This window comes from Thiobacter subterraneus, assembly GCF_055379455.1.
In genome coordinates, this window is sequence record NZ_AP042402.1 from 2,704,824 (window position 1) to 2,720,464 (window position 15,641).

Annotated in this window: 15 protein-coding genes and 1 tRNA gene; 8 read left to right on the forward strand and 8 right to left on the reverse strand. The window is 68.2% G+C overall.

Going from position 1 to position 15,641, the window contains the following annotated elements; all coding sequences use genetic code 11:
- Positions 1 to 7: 7 nt before the first annotated feature.
- From ACZ42P_RS13400 to ACZ42P_RS13410, 3 genes are all read right to left on the reverse strand, one after another.
- Entirely contained in the window at positions 8 to 628 is a 621-nt protein-coding gene (locus tag ACZ42P_RS13400; protein ID WP_464898035.1) for a TetR/AcrR family transcriptional regulator, read from the reverse strand.
- Between the two features lie 93 nt (positions 629 to 721).
- A complete protein-coding gene (locus ACZ42P_RS13405) occupies positions 722 to 1,354 on the reverse strand; it encodes a HupE/UreJ family protein (RefSeq protein WP_464898036.1) in 633 nt (210 codons plus the stop codon).
- Positions 1,351 to 1,614 carry a hypothetical protein gene (locus ACZ42P_RS13410; RefSeq protein WP_464898037.1) on the reverse strand — a complete coding sequence of 88 codons (264 nt, stop codon included), beginning with the start codon at positions 1,612 to 1,614 and terminating at the stop codon, positions 1,351 to 1,353. Before ACZ42P_RS13410 ends, ACZ42P_RS13405 begins: the two co-directional genes overlap by 4 nt.
- A 114-nt stretch (positions 1,615 to 1,728) precedes the next feature.
- On the opposite strand from ACZ42P_RS13410, the gene ACZ42P_RS13415 reads away from it, so the two are divergent.
- From ACZ42P_RS13415 to hypD, 4 genes are all read left to right on the forward strand, one after another.
- Entirely contained in the window at positions 1,729 to 1,977 is a 249-nt protein-coding gene (locus ACZ42P_RS13415; RefSeq protein ID WP_464898038.1) for a HypC/HybG/HupF family hydrogenase formation chaperone, read from the forward strand.
- Positions 1,970 to 2,314 carry a hydrogenase maturation nickel metallochaperone HypA/HybF gene (locus tag ACZ42P_RS13420; RefSeq protein WP_464898039.1) on the forward strand — a complete coding sequence of 115 codons (345 nt, stop codon included), beginning with the start codon at positions 1,970 to 1,972 and terminating at the stop codon, positions 2,312 to 2,314. Before ACZ42P_RS13415 ends, ACZ42P_RS13420 begins: the two co-directional genes overlap by 8 nt.
- Positions 2,315 to 2,325: 11 nt before the next feature.
- Complete coding sequence (hypB, locus tag ACZ42P_RS13425) at positions 2,326 to 3,120, forward strand: hydrogenase nickel incorporation protein HypB (RefSeq protein ID WP_464898040.1); 795 nt, start codon at positions 2,326 to 2,328, stop codon at positions 3,118 to 3,120.
- 108 nt (positions 3,121 to 3,228) lie between these two features.
- The gene (gene hypD / locus ACZ42P_RS13430; RefSeq protein WP_464898041.1) at positions 3,229 to 4,338 is read left to right on the forward strand and encodes a hydrogenase formation protein HypD; all 1,110 of its coding nucleotides are present in this window, start codon (positions 3,229 to 3,231) and stop codon (positions 4,336 to 4,338) included.
- Here the strand turns inward: hypD and greB are convergent.
- Positions 4,320 to 4,877: a transcription elongation factor GreB gene (gene greB, locus ACZ42P_RS13435; protein ID WP_464898042.1), complete on the reverse strand. Its 558-nt coding sequence runs from the start codon at positions 4,875 to 4,877 to the stop codon at positions 4,320 to 4,322. The genes hypD and greB overlap by 19 nt on opposite strands.
- Positions 4,878 to 4,935: 58 nt before the next feature.
- On the opposite strand from greB, the gene hypF reads away from it, so the two are divergent.
- Both hypF and hypE read left to right on the forward strand, forming a co-directional pair.
- Complete coding sequence (hypF, locus tag ACZ42P_RS13440) at positions 4,936 to 7,218, forward strand: carbamoyltransferase HypF (RefSeq protein ID WP_464898043.1); 2,283 nt, start codon at positions 4,936 to 4,938, stop codon at positions 7,216 to 7,218.
- Positions 7,211 to 8,215, forward strand: a complete 1,005-nt coding sequence (gene hypE / locus ACZ42P_RS13445) for a hydrogenase expression/formation protein HypE (RefSeq protein ID WP_464898044.1) — start codon at positions 7,211 to 7,213, stop codon at positions 8,213 to 8,215. Before hypF ends, hypE begins: the two co-directional genes overlap by 8 nt.
- Positions 8,216 to 8,218: 3 nt before the next feature.
- On the opposite strand, the gene ACZ42P_RS13450 is transcribed toward hypE, so the two are convergent.
- Positions 8,219 to 8,653: a hypothetical protein gene (locus ACZ42P_RS13450; protein ID WP_464898045.1), complete on the reverse strand. Its 435-nt coding sequence runs from the start codon at positions 8,651 to 8,653 to the stop codon at positions 8,219 to 8,221.
- A gap of 10 nt (positions 8,654 to 8,663) precedes the next feature.
- On the reverse strand, positions 8,664 to 9,551 hold the full coding sequence (locus ACZ42P_RS13455; protein WP_464898046.1) for a fructosamine kinase family protein: 888 nt from the start codon (positions 9,549 to 9,551) through the stop codon (positions 8,664 to 8,666).
- Positions 9,552 to 9,624: 73 nt separating this feature from the next.
- On the opposite strand from ACZ42P_RS13455, the gene ACZ42P_RS13460 reads away from it, so the two are divergent.
- Entirely contained in the window at positions 9,625 to 10,545 is a 921-nt protein-coding gene (locus ACZ42P_RS13460) for an MBL fold metallo-hydrolase (RefSeq protein WP_464898047.1), read from the forward strand.
- A 10-nt stretch (positions 10,546 to 10,555) separates the two neighbouring features.
- On the opposite strand, the gene ACZ42P_RS13465 is transcribed toward ACZ42P_RS13460, so the two are convergent.
- Positions 10,556 to 11,416: a diiron oxygenase gene (locus ACZ42P_RS13465; protein WP_464898048.1), complete on the reverse strand. Its 861-nt coding sequence runs from the start codon at positions 11,414 to 11,416 to the stop codon at positions 10,556 to 10,558.
- A 511-nt stretch (positions 11,417 to 11,927) separates the two neighbouring features.
- Here ACZ42P_RS13465 and ACZ42P_RS13470 point away from each other — a divergent pair.
- Positions 11,928 to 12,018 (forward strand) — tRNA-Ser (locus ACZ42P_RS13470).
- A gap of 751 nt (positions 12,019 to 12,769) precedes the next feature.
- Here ACZ42P_RS13470 and ACZ42P_RS13475 read toward each other — a convergent pair.
- Entirely contained in the window at positions 12,770 to 15,628 is a 2,859-nt protein-coding gene (locus ACZ42P_RS13475; protein ID WP_464898049.1) for an ATP-binding protein, read from the reverse strand.
- Positions 15,629 to 15,641 lie beyond the last annotated feature (13 nt).

Genomic DNA, 15,641 nt, shown 5'->3' on the forward strand with positions numbered 1-15,641 from the left:
GAAAACGTCACTTGCGGCGCCGGGCAGAGCGGGCAGACGGGGCGAACATGCGCAGGAAGGCGTCCACCACGCGGGCGGCCTTGGCCTCGTCGGGGGCGGCCGGCAGGCCGAACAGCCGCTGCAGGCGCTCGTAATCGGAGAGCATGGCGGTGAGCAGTTCGGCGGCGAAGGCGGGGTCGTCACGACGCAGGCGCCCTGCGTCCATCGCCCGGGCGAGATAGCGGGCGAGCCCCTGGCGGGTGCGCTGCGGGCCCTCCTCGAAGAACTGGCGCGCCAGCGCCGGAAAGCGGGGTGCCTCCGCCACCATGGTGCGGAAAATGGCCACGCCCTCGTCGCTCAACACCCGTGCGCGATAGGCCGTGGCGAAGTCGAGGAGGGTGGCGCGCAGATCGCCATCGCCCTCCAGCGTCACCAGGATGGACTGCACCGCATGGCGCATCACCTCGGCGAACAGGGCCTCCTTGCTGGGGAAGTGGTTGTAGAGGGTCTGGCGGGCCACCTGGGCGCGCGCCGCAATGCGCTCGATGCTCACCTGGTAGCCTTCCTCGCGGAAGGCGGCGCAGGCGGCATCCAGCACCCGCTGGCGGGTATCGGCGAGACAGGTGGTGGGCAAGGGGGCGGCCGGCATGGACTGGCCAGTCTACTGGCGGCCGGCGTCGGCGGCAACCATGGCGCGAGGGGGCCGGGGGGAAATGCCTCCGCGACGGCGTCAGGCCTGCGGTCAGAGGAGGGTCAGGAAACCGACGCCGCCAGCGGCGATGAGGCCGCCCATGAGGCGCGTCGCCATGACATGGCGCCGGGCGGCGTAGCCCAACCCCACCCCCATCAGGTGCAGGCTGGCGGTGGCCAGCAGAAAACCCACGGTGTAGAGCAGGGGGGACGCGGCATGGGGCAGTTCGAGGCCGTGGGCGTAGCCGTGGGCCCAGCCGAAAGCGGCGGTGAGAAACAGGCTTGCCAAGACGGGCGGGCGCAGCGCCAGGGCGATACAAAGGCCCAGGGCCAGGACCGATGCCGCAATGCCGGACTCCACCCAGGTTGCGGGCCCCACTTGGGGGGCGCCCCCCATGGCCAGGGCCACGCCGGCGACCAGCGCGCCCATGAAGGCCGCCGGGAGCCACCAGACGGCGGCGCGCTCGCGTACCTGGGCTGCCCACAGACCCACCGCGACCATGGCGAGCAGGTGATCCCACCCCGTGAAGGGGTGCAGGAGTCCTGCGGCCAAACCCGCACTGACGTGGCCGGTATGAGCCAGCGCGGCCGGGCTCGTGGCGGTGAGGAGCCCCGCCAGGAACGGCGCGGGGTCACCGGGACGGAACCGGCGAAGGATGGCGACGGCGAAAACGGGCAGCTTCATCGCTTGGCGGCCAGGTAGTCCAGCAGGTCCTCGCATTCCGCTTCACTCAACTGGACCAGGCGGTGCGCAGGAATTGCCCGCGAGGCGAGCTTTTCCCGAACCCGCTCGGTGGGGGTCTTCAGGCGCTTGGGTTGCACGTGGCAAGTGGCGCATGTGCTGCGGAAGATCTGCTCGCCCCGCGCAGGGTCCCCGCCCCAGGCCGCCGGGGCGGGCACGGCGAGTACGGCAGCCATCAGGCAGAGAGCAGGCACGCGCGACATGGTGTTACCGTAACCGGGCGCGCGCCTGCTGGCAAGTTCCCGGTTTGCGTCCGGAGCCGGCGTCGGAAATCCGGCTATGATTCACCGTGGCGTTCACTTTTTCAGGCAGGCAACATGTGTCTGGGTATTCCCATGCAGATCGTCGCCATCGACGGCTTCACCGCCCGCTGCGAGGCCGGGGGCGTGGAGCGCGACGTGAGCCTGTTCCTGATGCAGGGGGAGCAGCTCAAGGTCGGCGACTGCGTGATGGTGCATGTGGGCTACGCAATCCAGAAAATGACCCCGGAAGATGCCCGCTCGGCCTGGGAGCTCTACGACGAGATGCTCAAGAGCGGGGCCGGGACGGGGGACGGGTGTGCATGAACTCTCCGTTTGCCAGGCCCTGATCGGCCAGGTCGAGGCGGTGGCCCGCCAGCGGGGGGCGTGCCAAGTGAAATCGGTGCGCGTTCGCCTGGGTCCCCTGTCCGGCGTGGAGGCGACCCTGCTGCAACAGGCCTATCCCCTGGCCAGCGCCGGCACCCTGGCAGAGGCGTCCCGGCTCGTGATCGAGCCGGCGCCGGTCCGGGTGAAGTGCGAGACCTGTGGCGCCGAGAGCGAAGCCGAGCCGAACCGCCTGCTCTGCGCGCGCTGCGGCGACTACCATACGCGGCTGGTCAGCGGCGACGAAATGATGCTGATGAGCGTGGAACTCGTGATTTAGGGAGAGACCCCATGTGCGACACCTGCGGCTGCAACATCACGCCCGGAAACCGCAAACACGCCTACACGCCGGTGCACGGCACGACGGCGGTGTCGGTGCTCAAAAACCTGCTCGCGAAAAACGATGAGCAGGCGATCCACAACCGGACCCACTTCGACCGCCATGGCGTGCTGGTCGTCAATCTCATGTCCGCCCCGGGTTCCGGCAAGACCGGCCTGCTGGAAGCCACCATCGACGCGCTCGGGGACGAATTCCGCATCGGCGTCATCGAGGGCGACCTGGCGACGGAAAACGATGCCGCGCGCATCCGCGCCAAAGGCGTGCCGGCACACCAGATCAGCACCGGTTCCGCCTGTCATCTGGACGCCCATATGGTGCATGACGCGCTGCACCGGTTTCCCCTCGACGGCCTTGATTTCCTGTTCATCGAGAACGTGGGCAACCTGGTCTGCCCCGCGAGCTTCGACCTCGGCCAGCACCGCAACGTCACCCTGCTGTCGGTGACCGAGGGCGACGACAAACCGGCCAAGTATCCGGTCATGTTCCGCGCGGCGGACCTGGTGCTCATCACCAAGTCCGATCTCCTGCCCGTGCTGGACGACTTCGAGCCCCTACGGGCCGAAGCCCACGTGCGCAACCTGGCCTCGGACGCGCCGGTGCTCAAACTCTCGGCGCGCAAGGGGGAGGGGCTGGCCGCTTGGCTGGACTGGCTGCGGAAGGAACTCGTGCAGCAGCGCGCCCGGGTGGCCGCGGGCGAGACGGTGCGGCCGAAGGGGCAGCCCGACGGGGCGGCGCTGCATGTTTGACGACAAAGTGCGTGAGCCGCACAGGACGCAAAGGTACGCGAGGCAAAGCCATGACAAGGTTTCCTTTGCGTATCTTTGTGTCCTTTGCGGTGGGACAGGATTGATGATGTGGCTCTGAGCGCCCAGGACTGGCTCGCGAAAATCCGCGCTTTGCCCGTCACCGGCCGCGTGCGCATCATGAACGTCTGCGGCGGCCACGAGCGCTCCATCACCCTCGCCGGCCTGCGCGGCGCATTGCCGCAGAACGTCGAGCTGATCCCCGGCCCCGGCTGCCCGGTGTGCGTCTGCCCGGAAGAGGATGTGTACCAGGCGATTCAATTGGCGCTGGAAGAGAAGGTGATCCTCGTCGCCTTCGGCGACATGCTGCGGGTGCCGGTGAATGTGCCCAAAGGCGAGCCCAATTCCCTGGATGCGGCGAAGGCACTGGGGGCCGACATCCGGCCCATCGCCAGCCCGCGCGAGGCGGTCAGGGTCGCGCGGGAAAATCCGGAGCGTGCGGTGGTGTTTTTCGCCGCCGGCTTCGAAACGACGACCGCCCCGGTGGCGGCCATGCTGCTGGAGGGTGTGCCGGAGAATCTTTACCTGCTCTTGGCCGGCCGTCGCACCTGGCCCGCCGTGGCCATGCTGCTGGCCTCGGGGACTCCGGGCTTCGACGCCCTCATCGCGCCGGGCCACGTCGCCACCGTCATGGGACCGGAGGAGTGGCGCTTGGTCGTCGACCGGCACGGCATTCCCGCCGCGGTGGCCGGCTTCACGCCGGTGTCGCTGCTGGCGGCCGTGTATTCCGTGCTGCGTCAACTGCTCGAAGGCCAGCCCTTCCTCGACAACTGCTATCCGGAGCTGGTGCGGCCGGGGGGCAACCCCCAGGCCCAGGCCCAGCTTGAGCAAACGATGGCGGTGGGCGACGCCCACTGGCGGGGCATCGGTGTCATCCCCGCCTCCGGTTACACCCTGCGGGAAGCCTTCGCGGCCCATGATGCGCGCCGCCACTTTCCGGACCACGGCGCAGCCGGGCGCCGGCGGGCCGGCCAGATGCCCCCGGGCTGCGACTGTGCGCGGGTCGTACTCGGAAAAATCTATCCCAACGCTTGCAAACTCTACGGTACGGCGTGCACGCCCCGTCACCCGGTGGGGCCGTGCATGGTCTCCGACGAAGGCGCGTGCAGGATCTGGTGGGCGGGCGGGGTCAGGGCGCCGGCTCAGTCCACTGCCTCGTAACGCACTTCCAGGATGTCCAGCTCCTGCACGCCGGCGGGGGTGCGCACGGTGACGGTCTCGCCCTCTTCTTTGCCCAAGAGCGCCAGGGCCAGGGGCGAACGCCAGGAAATGCGCCCTCGGGCGGGGTCGATTTCGTCGATGCCCACGATGGTGTAGGTGGCCTCCCTGCCCGTGGCATCCGCCACCACCACGGTGGCGCCAAAGTAGATCTTGTCGTGGGGCTGCTGGGTGGGATCCACCACTTGGGCGAAACCCAGCCGCTTGGTGAGGAAACGGATGCGCTTGTCGATCTCCCGCAGCCGCTTCTTGCCATAGATGTAGTCGGCGTTTTCCGAACGGTCGCCCAGACCCGCCGCCCACGACACCACCTTCACCACCTCCGGCCGCTCCACCGAGAGCAGGTGTTCCAGTTCCGCCTGAAGCCGCGCATAGCCGGCGGGGGTGATGTAGTTCTTGGTGCCCTTGGGCAGGGCCCGTTCCTCTTCCTCGAGTTCCTCGTCGAGATCGTCGTCCTGTTCCTTCGTGAAAGCCTTGCTCATGATGTCCGTCCCCTGGAAACCGGTTGAATTTTAATATGCGCGCCGCTAAGGTGACCCCATGACCTCCGCAGCCGACGTGGGTTCCCGCCGGGCCGCCCGTCGCTTTCTCCTTGGTGGCCGCGTGCAGGGCGTGGGCTTCCGCCCCTTCGTGTTTCGGCTTGCGTTAACCCTCGGACTCACCGGCACGGTGCGCAATCTCGGCGGCCAGGTGAGCATCGAGGTGGAAGGCCGACAGGAGGCGCTGCAAGCCTTTGCCAAGGCCCTCTTGGCGCAGGCGCCGCCCCTGGCGCGCCCGGTGCTGCTCGCCAGCGAAGCCACGGTCCCGCGCGGATACCGGGACTTCGCCATCCTGGAAAGCGGCGAGGCCGATCCGGACATCCATCTGCCCCCGGACCAGTTCTGCTGCGACGATTGCCTGCGGGAGCTGATGGATCCCGCCGACCGGCGCTACCGCCATCCCTTCATCAACTGCACCCAGTGCGGGCCGCGCTACACCCTCATCGCGGGGCTGCCCTATGACCGGGCGCGCACCGCCATGGCGGATTTCCCCCTGTGTCCCGCCTGCCGGGCGGAATACGAAAACCCGGCGGACCGGCGCTTCCATGCCGAGCCCCTGGCCTGTCCGGTGTGCGGGCCGCAACTGACTTTCGTGCAGGACGGGCGGCAAACCGCGGGCAACGAGGCCGCGCTGGCGGCGTGCGTCACACTCCTGCGCCAGGGTGGCATCGTGGCCGTGAAGGGGGTGGGCGGCTATCACCTGCTGGTGGCGGCGGAGGACGAGGCCGCCGTGCGCCGCCTGCGGGCGCGCAAAGCGCGTCCTGCCAAGCCGCTGGCCGTGATGTTTCCCTGGGAGGACGATCTGGCCACCCTGCGCTGCCATCTGGCGCTGGATGCCGCCGGAGAGCAGGTGCTGCGCGGGCCGGAGCGGCCCATCCTGCTGCTTCCCCGCTCCCGCCGGTGCGGGCTTGCGCCTGGGGTGGCCCCGGGGCTTGCGGAAGTGGGCGCCTTTCTGCCCTACAGTCCCCTGCACCACCTGCTGCTGTCCGATTTCGGCGGGCCCCTCGTGGCCACCTCCGCCAATGTGAGTGGGGAGCCGGTGCTCACCGATTCAGCGGCGGTGGAAGCGCGGCTGGCCCGGGTGGCGGATGCCTTCCTCCATCACGACCGGCCCATTCTGCGCCCCGCGGACGATACGGTGCGCCGCTTCATTGCCGGCAGGCCCAGACCGTTGCGCCTGGGGCGGGGGGCGGCCCCGGTGGAACGGACATTGCCCTGGGCGCTTGCCGTGCCCACGCTCGCGGTGGGGGGACACCTGAAGAACACCATTGCCCTGGCCTGGGAGCGGCGGGTGGTGATCTCGCCCCACATCGGCGACCTGGATACGCCCCGCAGCCGCGAGGTATTTGCCCAGGTGATCGAGGATCTGCAGCGCCTCTACGGGGTGCGGGCGCTGCGCGTGGTGCGCGACGCCCATCCGGATTACGGCAGCAGCCGCTGGGCCCGGGCCAGCGGCCTGCCCGAAGTGGCGGTGTTCCACCACCATGCCCATGCCTCGGCCCTGGCCGGGGAATGGCCGGAAGTGGAGCGGTGGCTCGTCTTTGCCTGGGACGGCGTGGGACTGGGGGCGGACGGCAGCCTTTGGGGGGGCGAGGCCCTGCTGGGCCGCCCGGGCCAGTGGCGGCGGGCGGCCAGCCTGCGCCCCTTCCGGCTGCCCGGCGGGGAGCGCGCGGGGCGGGAGCCCTGGCGATCGGCGGCGGCCCTGTGCTGGACCCTGGGCCTCGACTGGTCGCCGCCCGGGGTGGACGCAGCCTTGCCGAAGACCGGCTGGGCGCGGGGTCTCAATGCGCCCGAGACCTCCGCCGCGGGCCGTCTGTTCGATGCTGCCGCCGCCCTGCTGGGGCTCATCCAGCAGGCCAGTCACGAGGGCGAGGCTCCCATGCGTCTCGAGGCCCTGGCGCAGGGGCCGGGCACGGCCATTGCCCTGCCCCTGGTGCGTGACGCTGCGGGCCTGTGGCGGGCGGACTGGGCGCCACTGGTGGCCCATCTGCTCGACCCGAACGTGCCACCTGCGCGGCGCGCGGCGGACTTCCATGCGAGTCTCGCCCGACTCATCGTGGACCAGGCGACGACCCTGGCGAAAGAAACGGAATTCGATGCGGTGGGACTCACCGGCGGCGTATTCCAGAACCGGCGGCTCACCGAGGCGGCCGTGGCGGGCCTCACCGCCTCAGGTTTCACCGTGCGGCTGCAGGAGGCGCTGCCGTGCAACGATGGCGGGCTGGCCTTCGGTCAGGTCATCGAGGCCGCTGCCCAGGATGGGGATCGATGCAACCATGGATGACGATCACGTACGGCTTTCCCACGGCAATGGCGGACGCCTGACCCGGGAGCTGGTGGAAACGGTGTTCGCCCGCCATCTGGGCAATCCCCTGCTGGATCTGGGGGCCGATGCGGCGCGCCTGCCCGAAACGGCCGGGGAGCTTTTGCTCACCACCGACGGCTTCACCGTGCAGCCGCTGGAGTTCCCGGGGGGCAACATTGGCTCGCTGGCGGTGAACGGCACCGTGAACGATCTTGCCGTAGCCGGGGCGCGGCCCCTGTGGCTCACCCTCAATGCCTTCATCGAGGAGGGATTCGAGCGGGCCGCGCTGGAGCGCATCGTGGCGGCGCTGGGGCAGGCGGCGCGGGAGGCGGGGGTGACGGTGGTGGCGGGCGACACCAAGGTGCTGCCCCGCGGCCACGGGGGCGGCCTTTATCTCGCCACCACCGGGGTGGGCGTGCGCGCCTCGGCCCGGCCCCTTGCGCTGGGAGGGATCCGGCCGGGAGACGTGCTGCTGGTGAGCGGGCCGGTGGGCGACCATGGCACGGCGGTGATGCTTGCGCGGGAACAGTTCGGCCTGCGCGGGGATCTGGCCTCGGACTGTGCCAGCGTGCTGCCCCTGGCGCAGGCGGTCTGGACCCTGCCGGGATTGCGCTTCATGCGCGATCCCACCCGTGGGGGACTTGCGACGGTGGCCCACGAGATCGCCCGGGGCGTGAACGCCACCGTGCGCCTTGCGGCAGCGGCGGTGCCGGTGCGGCCGCCGGTGGCGGCGGTATGCGAGATGCTGGGCTATGACCCCTTCTACCTCGCCTGCGAGGGCCGGGTGGTGGCGGTCGTGGATCCGGCGGACGCTTGCGCCGCACTGGCGGCCTGGCGGGCGCTGCCCCAGGGGCAGGAGGCCGCCCTCATCGGCCGCATCGAGCCGGGCGCGCCCTGGGTGGTGGTGGAGACACCCTTCGGGGGAGAGCGCCTCCTGGAGGAACTGGAGGACGATCCCCTGCCGCGGATTTGCTGAATCTCAGGAGGCGGACGTGCAGGCGGCGGGCCGGCGCCGGTCGGGAATGGAGCGCCGGTCGAGCCAGCCACGGATGCGCCGGTCCAGGTCGCTGCGCCGGTCGGGGCGCAGCAAAAGCCGCCGTTCCACCACGCTCTCGGCGCGCAGGCGGCTGCGGCGCTCGCCGGACTGACGCCTGTCCTCCCTGCGCTGCCGGCGTTCTCCCTGGAGGCGCCGTACGTGACCGGTGCGCAGGGCGATGTCTTCCCGCAGCCGGCGCGCCAGGCCGCGCACATCTTCTTCCCGATACCACACCCCACCCGCGCGCACGAAGACCGGCAGGATGGGCGCAAAGCGCCGGTCGGCTTCGAGCCACGCGACGGCGTCGCGGCCGGGCATCACCCGTTGCAGCAGCCCGGCGGCCTCGTCCGGGGTGAGGAATTCCGGCAGCGTGTTCATGGGGATGCCGTCATGCGCCACATTCGGCGAGCAGCCGTTCCGTCATGCGTTCCGCCTGGGCGCCGTAGCCGCCGCCGAAGAGATTGAAGTGATTGAGCACGTGGTAGAGATTGTACAGAACCTTGCGCGTGCCATAGCCCGGGTCCAGCGGCCACGCCGCGCGGTAGGCGGCATAGAAGTCCCCGGGAAAGCCGCCAAACAGTTCGGTCATGGCGAGATCCGCCTCCCGGTCGCCGTAGTACACCGCCGGGTCGAAGATCACCGGCTGTCCCTTTTCGTCCGCCCCCCAGTTGCCCCCCCAGAGATCCCCGTGGAGCAGGGAGGGCACGGGCCGGTAGTCGGAAAAAAAGGCGGGCAGGCAGTCCAGCAGGCGCTCCACCCTGGCGCAGGTGCGGGTGGGCAGGCCGTTGCCCATCGCCAGCGCAAGCTGGTAACCCAGCCGGCGTTCCCGCCAGAAGGCCACCCAGTCTTCCATCCAGCCATTGGGCTGGTGGGTGGCGCCGATGGTGTTGTCCCGGTCCCAGCCGAAGGCGGGGCGCGTCTCCCGGTGCAGGCGCGCGAGCGCCTCCCCCAGCAGGCGGGCGCTCCTGGCCGAGCCGCCGCTCAGGTCCACGAATTCCAGCACGAGGAAACTGTGGCCGGCAGCCGCGCCCCGGGTCACCGGCTGGGGCACGCGCACCGCGCCGGCGCGGCCGAGTTCGGCAAGCCCCGCCGCTTCCGCCTCGAACATGGGCAGGCGGTGGGCATCGTGGATCTTCACGAAGAATCGGCGCCGGCCATCCTCCAACACCTGGGTGCGGTTGATGCAGCCGCCGCCCAGGTCCCGGGCGGCCCGGGGCGCGAAGGGCGCGCCGGTGGCGGTTTCGATGGCTTGCGCGATCGCTTGCAGCAGACTCATGGCAGGAACTTGCGGACAGCGCGCCGATGGTAACATGAGCCACCGTTTCCCCGTTGCGACAAGGAGACCGAACATGCGCAGAGTGTTGCTGGCCACCATGCTGCTGTTGCTGACGCCCCTGACCTGGGCGGGACTGCCCGCACCCAAGGTGCAAAAGGTCAACGACCGCATCTATGCCCTGATCGGGCCCATGGAATTTCCCAACCCCGGGAACCAGGGCTACATGGTCAACAGCACCGTGATCATCGGCGAGAAGGGGGTGATCCTCATCGACACCGGGTTCACCGACGAGATCGGCAAGCATCTGGCGGCGACCATCGCCAAACTCACCCCCAAGCCCGTGACCCATATCATCAACACCCACCACCACGGCGACCACACTTTGGGCAACGTGGCCTTCCCCGGCGCCCAGATCATCAGCTCGGAAAAATGCCGCAGCGAACTGGAGAAGACCGGTGCCGAGTGGATCGCAATCGTGGAAAGCTCCACCGGCAGGAAATTCCCCAATACCCGGCCGGTGCTGGCACACACCACCTACCAGGAAAACACCCGGGTGGATCTCACTATCGACGGCGTGCGCATGGTGCTGTGGACACCCTTCGGTTCCCACACCGCCGGCGACATGCTGATCTACCTGCCGGACGACAAGGTGCTGGTGGCCGGCGACGTGCTGGTGCACCGCATCATGCCGGCCTTCCGGGATGCCTATGTGAAGAACTGGGTGGGCACCCTGGAGGAAGTGGGCAAGCTGGATTTCAAAACTGCCATTCCGGGCCACGGTCCCCTCATGACCAAGGTCGACGCGCGGAACTTCCACCGCATGATGGCGCGCTTCTACGCAGGGGTAGAAGCGGGCTACAAGAAGGGGCTCACCGACAGCGAGATCCGCAAAACCCTGGATCTCAGCGAGTGGAAGCGCCTCAAGCACTTCGAGGAATCCATGGGCGGCAACATCAGCCGCACCTATCTGGAGATCGAGGCGGCCAATTTCTGAGGCGGCTGCCTCACAGGGGGGCTGGAACGGCCACCCCCTGGCGCGCAAGCCAGGCGAGCGTCGGGGCAAGACACGCCCTCATCAAGGCGAGGCGCGCCGGATTGGCCGAGGCGAGGGCATGCCAGCGCCGGCCGTCGCCCAGCCCCGCCAGCTCGTAGAGTGGCGGCGCGGGCAGGAACAGGGTGCGCGCGAAGGGACCCAGCAGGGCCGTCAGCGTGCGCGCAGTCAGGTAGCGGCCCGGGGGGGCCAGGTGGGCGAGGCGTTCCTCCGCGCGCAGTCTGCCCCGTGCCACGTGGCGGGCCTCATCCATCATGTGCAGGCCCACCACCCGGGCCACCACCGGGTCGATGCCGTAAGCCTGGGCACGGATGCGCCGGTTGAACTTGTCCGGCACTTCCTCGCCGATCACCACTGCCAGCCGGAACAGCAGCGAATCCGCGGGTGTCAGCCGGGCAAGGAGGGTGAGCAGGCGCGGGGCAGGGAAGGCGGCGGCCGGCAGATGCAGCCCCGAGACTTCCATGAACTTGAGAAACAGCAGACTGTGCCCGGCTTCCTCGCGCAGTTCGTGCAGACGGGCCGCGTAGTCGAGGGGCGTCGCGGCGCCAGCCAGCCCCTGCGCCGTGCGGGCGAGAAACAGACGTTCCAGCCACAGCCCCACCTGCAGCCAGTGCAGGAACTCATAACGGGAGAGCCGGCGGCGCGACGACTCCGGCAGGCCCTCGAATGCCGCCACACCTGCCAGGGAAAGGCAATCCGGGGGCAGCCACCAGCTGTCCAGGGAAAGCTGCGCCCAGTTGACCGCCGCGAGGGGGTCGCGGTAGCGCTCGCTGGCGGCGTTGAGTTGCTGGAAAACGGCGTTCTGCTCGGGCATGGGGCCGGAAACGGAATGGGGCGGCCATTCTAGCACCGGCGCGGCTTCCCTTGCTGCCTCCCGGGCCTTCCGGTATCATCGCGCGTTTTCGCGGCGCGCCGGGCAGTGACGCACGTTCGCAGCGGCGAAACGTTCCGCAGCGCCGAGTGGCCCGGGGTGTTTCCCGGGCCGTCAGCCCGGCCGGAGCCAAAGCGTGTTGCCGGCGCTGAAAGTTTTCGGAGAGGTGGGTGAGTGGTCTAAGCCGCACGCCTGGACAACACGCCGCGCAGCGGCTTGTTGCGGCGTAGGCTAACCTGGCGCAAGCCAGGTTAAGGGCGCAAGCCCGGCCGGAGCCAAAGCGTGTTGCCGGCGCGTGAAAGTTTTCGGAGAGGTGGGTGAGTGGTCTAAGCCGCACGCCTGGACAACACGCCGCGCAGCGGCTTGTTGCGGCGTAGGCTAACCTGGCGCAAGCCAGGTTAAGGGCGCAAGCCCGGCCGGAGCCAAAGCGTGTTGCCGGCGCGTGAAAGTTTTCGGAGAGGTGGGTGAGTGGTCTAAGCCGCACGCCTGGAAAGCGTGTTCAGGGTAATACCCTGACGCGGGTTCGAATCCCGCCCTCTCCGCCAAATGAAAATGGGGCCCTTGCGGCCCCATTTTCATTTGGCGAGGGGGGCGGGTCCTTCGAGAACCCGCCGGTTCGACGAGCCGGGCACTGCCCGGCCGGACGCCCGCAGGGCGGTCCCGAGCCGAAGGCGAGGGATGGCGGGCTCGCCCCAGGGCGGGACCGCCACAATCCCGCCCGTTCGCGGTGTGTCCACAGCCCCCGCGGCCCCATTTTCATTTGGCAAGGGGGCGGGCCCTTCGAGAACCCGCCGGTTCGACGAGCCGGGCACTGCCCGGCCGGACGCCCGCAGGGCGGTCCCGAGCCGAAGGCGAGGGATGGCGGGCTCGCCCCAGGGCGGGACCGCCACAATCCCGCCCTCTCCGCCAAATGCTTACAACCACTTGATTATAAACAGATCGGGTGGTTTTTTGTTTGCTGGTATTCGGATGCGTTGATCCGGTTTTATTTGCGATCTTCGGCTTCTCCGACGCTGCCAGTGTCCTTACAATGTCCCCGTGAAACCCCGCGTGATACCACGAAGAACCCCCGATTCAGTGTCCCCCTTTTGCCCCTGGTAGCGACCGTTGCCCCTCTCCGATGGCCACGGTGAAGCAGATCGCTCCGGTCACGATGTTGATACGACGCGGCGGTTTTGCTCACGCAGGCGACCGAGAGGCGCTCCGGCTCGACCCCTTGTCCAGCACGACGGCCGTTTTGGACGCGCCGCACCGCGGGCAGGTGTGGCTGTGGGTGGTCTTGTCGATGAGGTTTCCTTACTCGCCCGACTCGAACTCGGCGTTCTTGAACTTCAGCACGTTGCAGTTCTCCTTCACAGCGCGCTGCAGCCAATCGTCGAAACCGTTGGCCGACTCGGCCTGGATCTCGACGGCGATCTTCACTCTAACCCCGGGGCGCGTGGTGAACTGCTGGACGACCTCATCCACTAAGTCGGCGAACTGTTTTTTCGCCAGGAAAGGGTCAAGCTCGACGCTCCCGTAAAACTGCTTCTTGACCGCTTGTCCCGCGGGGGCGCCAACCGAGGCATAGCCGCCCTTTGCAGAGTCCTCCACGCGGGGCGTGCCGCCACCGGCGGGAGCGGCCGTCGTTGCTGCACCGCCGCCAGTCACGGCGGCCTTGGTTTGGGAGGTTTCTTCGGCTGCGCGTACTTTCTCCAAATAAGTCGCTGCTGTGACTGGCTCGATCAATAGCAGCGATGCATCCAAGATCGGCGACGTTCGTTGGCCGTAGCTGAAACCGAGGTAGCGGTTACCCTCCTTGCCCTGCGCGAAGCCGAAGAAATCGCGGCTCTCCGCGCCTGCCGCCAGCGTCATCCGGAAGACGGTGTCGTCCCTCAGGCGCGGGAGGTAGAGCTGCTGGCAGCTCTGCTGCCAGACGGTGAGCGCCGAAACGTCCTTGACGTCATCCTTCCAGAACCAGTCTTTGAGCACCTTGGTGAGGTGAACCGGCGCCCACTCAGTGATGAGCAGCTCGTTCTCCTTAAGCACGCGCTCAATCTCCTGTGACCAATTGTGCGCGCTTGGGTTGAGCGGGAAATGCTCCCACATCAACTCAGACAGACCCTTGCCCGGCCGTGCTTCCTGCACCGGCGCCAGCAGCCACTTGTAAGTCTCGCGGATCATCCGCCGCACGGTCTCCTCCGCCTGCTCCAGACTGGCGCTTGCCTGTTTGGCCATCAGGTTGTCGAGAACGATGCGGTTCTCCTTGTAGTCGGCGACGATGCTGCGCCAGGCCAGGAACGAGCGCACATGGTCCTTCAGCCGGCTCACGCTGTCATAGTCCGCAGCCAGGAAGATCAGCCGGTTCTGCTTGAAGCGGGGCTGATCGCCGCGTTTCTTCAAGATATCGGTCGCACGCTCGATGGCCAGGCTCTGGCCGCTCTTGCTGAAGGCGGCGTCGGGCGGCAGCACCACCAGACGTAGCGCCCAGTCGTCGGGCACGTCACCGCTGTCGGTGAAGACATGGATACCGCCGAACACCCCGCTGGCGAAATTGCGCTGGAGGCGCTCGCGGACCGTCGGGAACACGTCTTCCTTGTCCTGGAAGCGGCGTTTGCGCTCCTCCATCTCACGTCGCAGGTTGGGCCGCGTGTCGAGCCAGAACCGGTTATTGGCATGATTCAAGTAATGCAGCCGGTCGGTGAGGCGGCGCAGCGCGTCCTTGAACAGGCCGGTCTGCTGGCCGGGCTGGATGACGCCCAAGAGCACACGCTCCAGCTCGATTCCCCGCACCAGCGGGTTGGAAGCCAGCTGCACCGAATGGGGTGCGCTGCCCAGGAAGATGGCGCGGGCCACACGGCGGCAGGCCTGCACGCTGCCAAAACGGGGGTCTCTGCTCTCAATTTCCGTCGTCTCGGCGCGCTCGCCGTCCACATCGCGCTCGATCACCGGATCCCAGCCCTGGGGCAGGTAGTAGACAACCTCGTTGCGCACGTCGGCGTCGTACAGCGGCAAGCTACCCGGTTGAATCAGCGGGTCGTTGTTGCCATCCTTCCACAGGCGGTGGATGACCTTGGCCATCAGCTTCAGCACGCCGCGGGTGCGCTGGAAGTTGTCAAGGGTGGACCAGTCCTCGTAGAGCCGGTCGAACACTTCGGGGTGGATCGGGTAGGCGTGCTTGAGCCGCTCGAAGTAGCGGCTTTCTTGCGTTTCCTGTGGAAAGTCGTCGCGGTTGGCCATGTAAAAGTCCGCGTAAGCGCGGCAAACGCTTTCTGCCGCCAGTCTGTCGTTGATCGTGGCAAAAAGCCGTCGCCGCACGATCTCGAAGGCCTCTTCGGTCGCCACCGGCTTCCACAGCGCCTGCACGCGGCCGAAATAGTGCGAAAGCGCCTCCAGCGCCTTCACCCCGCGCGCGCTTCCGGCTTCCTTGTCCGATTCCGGCAGCGATGCCAGCAGCACCGCCGTGGGAACCCCCTTGATCGCCTCGGTGAGTGCCTGCACAAAGCTCAGGTTGGAGTCGAAGGTGCCGCCCGAAAGCGTCTTGCCCTCTTCGAACTGGCGCACGTAGGCCACCAGCTCGTCAATCAGGATCACGCAGGGCGCGTGGCGCGCGAGCAGCGTCTCCAGCACTGCCTTGCCGGGCGATGTGCCAGAGGCATCTGCCTCGGCGACCAGCGCAAAGCCCTCTGCATCGCCCAGTTGCCAGGCCAGATCGCCCCACAGGGTGCGGATCGCTTGACCTTCGCGCACCACAGGCTGATTGGGCGAAGACTTGATGCCGTCCAGCACCGCGATCCGCGCACGCGGCAGCTCGGTCACCCCGGCGGCGTCCAGAATGGCGGGAATCCCCGGCAGATCGCTGGCGGCGGCCTCGCCCTTGGCCATGTGGTACACCGCCAGCATGGTGTGCGTCTTGCCACCACCGAACGCTGTTTGAAGCTGAATCACCGGGTCGCCGCCTTTACCTGCCAAGCGCTTGACCACCGAGTCGAGCAGGAGCCGCATCCCCTCGGTGATGAAGGTACGCTGGAAGAACAGCACCGGATTCTGGTACTCCGCGGTGGCCGACCCTGCATGAACGCGCGAGAGGTCTGCCGCAAACTCGGCCTGCTGGAACGTGCCCTTGAGCACGTCTTCGTGTGGGACGGCGATTTCGCGCCAGGGTTTTAGAGGCATACGGCTAGCTCCA

Bases quoted from the DNA above. Each gene is read 5' to 3' on its own strand.
- ACZ42P_RS13400 (WP_464898035.1), bottom strand. From the start codon at position 628: ATGCCGGCCGCCCCCTTGCCCACCACCTGTCTCGCCGATACCCGCCAG.
- ACZ42P_RS13405 (WP_464898036.1), bottom strand. From the start codon at position 1,354: ATGAAGCTGCCCGTTTTCGCCGTCGCCATCCTTCGCCGGTTCCGTCCC.
- ACZ42P_RS13410 (WP_464898037.1), bottom strand. From the start codon at position 1,614: ATGTCGCGCGTGCCTGCTCTCTGCCTGATGGCTGCCGTACTCGCCGTG.
- ACZ42P_RS13415 (WP_464898038.1), top strand. From the start codon at position 1,729: ATGTGTCTGGGTATTCCCATGCAGATCGTCGCCATCGACGGCTTCACC.
- hypB (WP_464898040.1), top strand. From the start codon at position 2,326: ATGTGCGACACCTGCGGCTGCAACATCACGCCCGGAAACCGCAAACAC.
- greB (WP_464898042.1), bottom strand. From the start codon at position 4,877: ATGAGCAAGGCTTTCACGAAGGAACAGGACGACGATCTCGACGAGGAA.
- hypF (WP_464898043.1), top strand. From the start codon at position 4,936: ATGACCTCCGCAGCCGACGTGGGTTCCCGCCGGGCCGCCCGTCGCTTT.
- hypE (WP_464898044.1), top strand. From the start codon at position 7,211: ATGGATGACGATCACGTACGGCTTTCCCACGGCAATGGCGGACGCCTG.
- ACZ42P_RS13450 (WP_464898045.1), bottom strand. From the start codon at position 8,653: ATGAACACGCTGCCGGAATTCCTCACCCCGGACGAGGCCGCCGGGCTG.
- ACZ42P_RS13455 (WP_464898046.1), bottom strand. From the start codon at position 9,551: ATGAGTCTGCTGCAAGCGATCGCGCAAGCCATCGAAACCGCCACCGGC.
- ACZ42P_RS13460 (WP_464898047.1), top strand. From the start codon at position 9,625: ATGCGCAGAGTGTTGCTGGCCACCATGCTGCTGTTGCTGACGCCCCTG.
- ACZ42P_RS13465 (WP_464898048.1), bottom strand. From the start codon at position 11,416: ATGCCCGAGCAGAACGCCGTTTTCCAGCAACTCAACGCCGCCAGCGAG.
- ACZ42P_RS13475 (WP_464898049.1), bottom strand. From the start codon at position 15,628: ATGCCTCTAAAACCCTGGCGCGAAATCGCCGTCCCACACGAAGACGTG.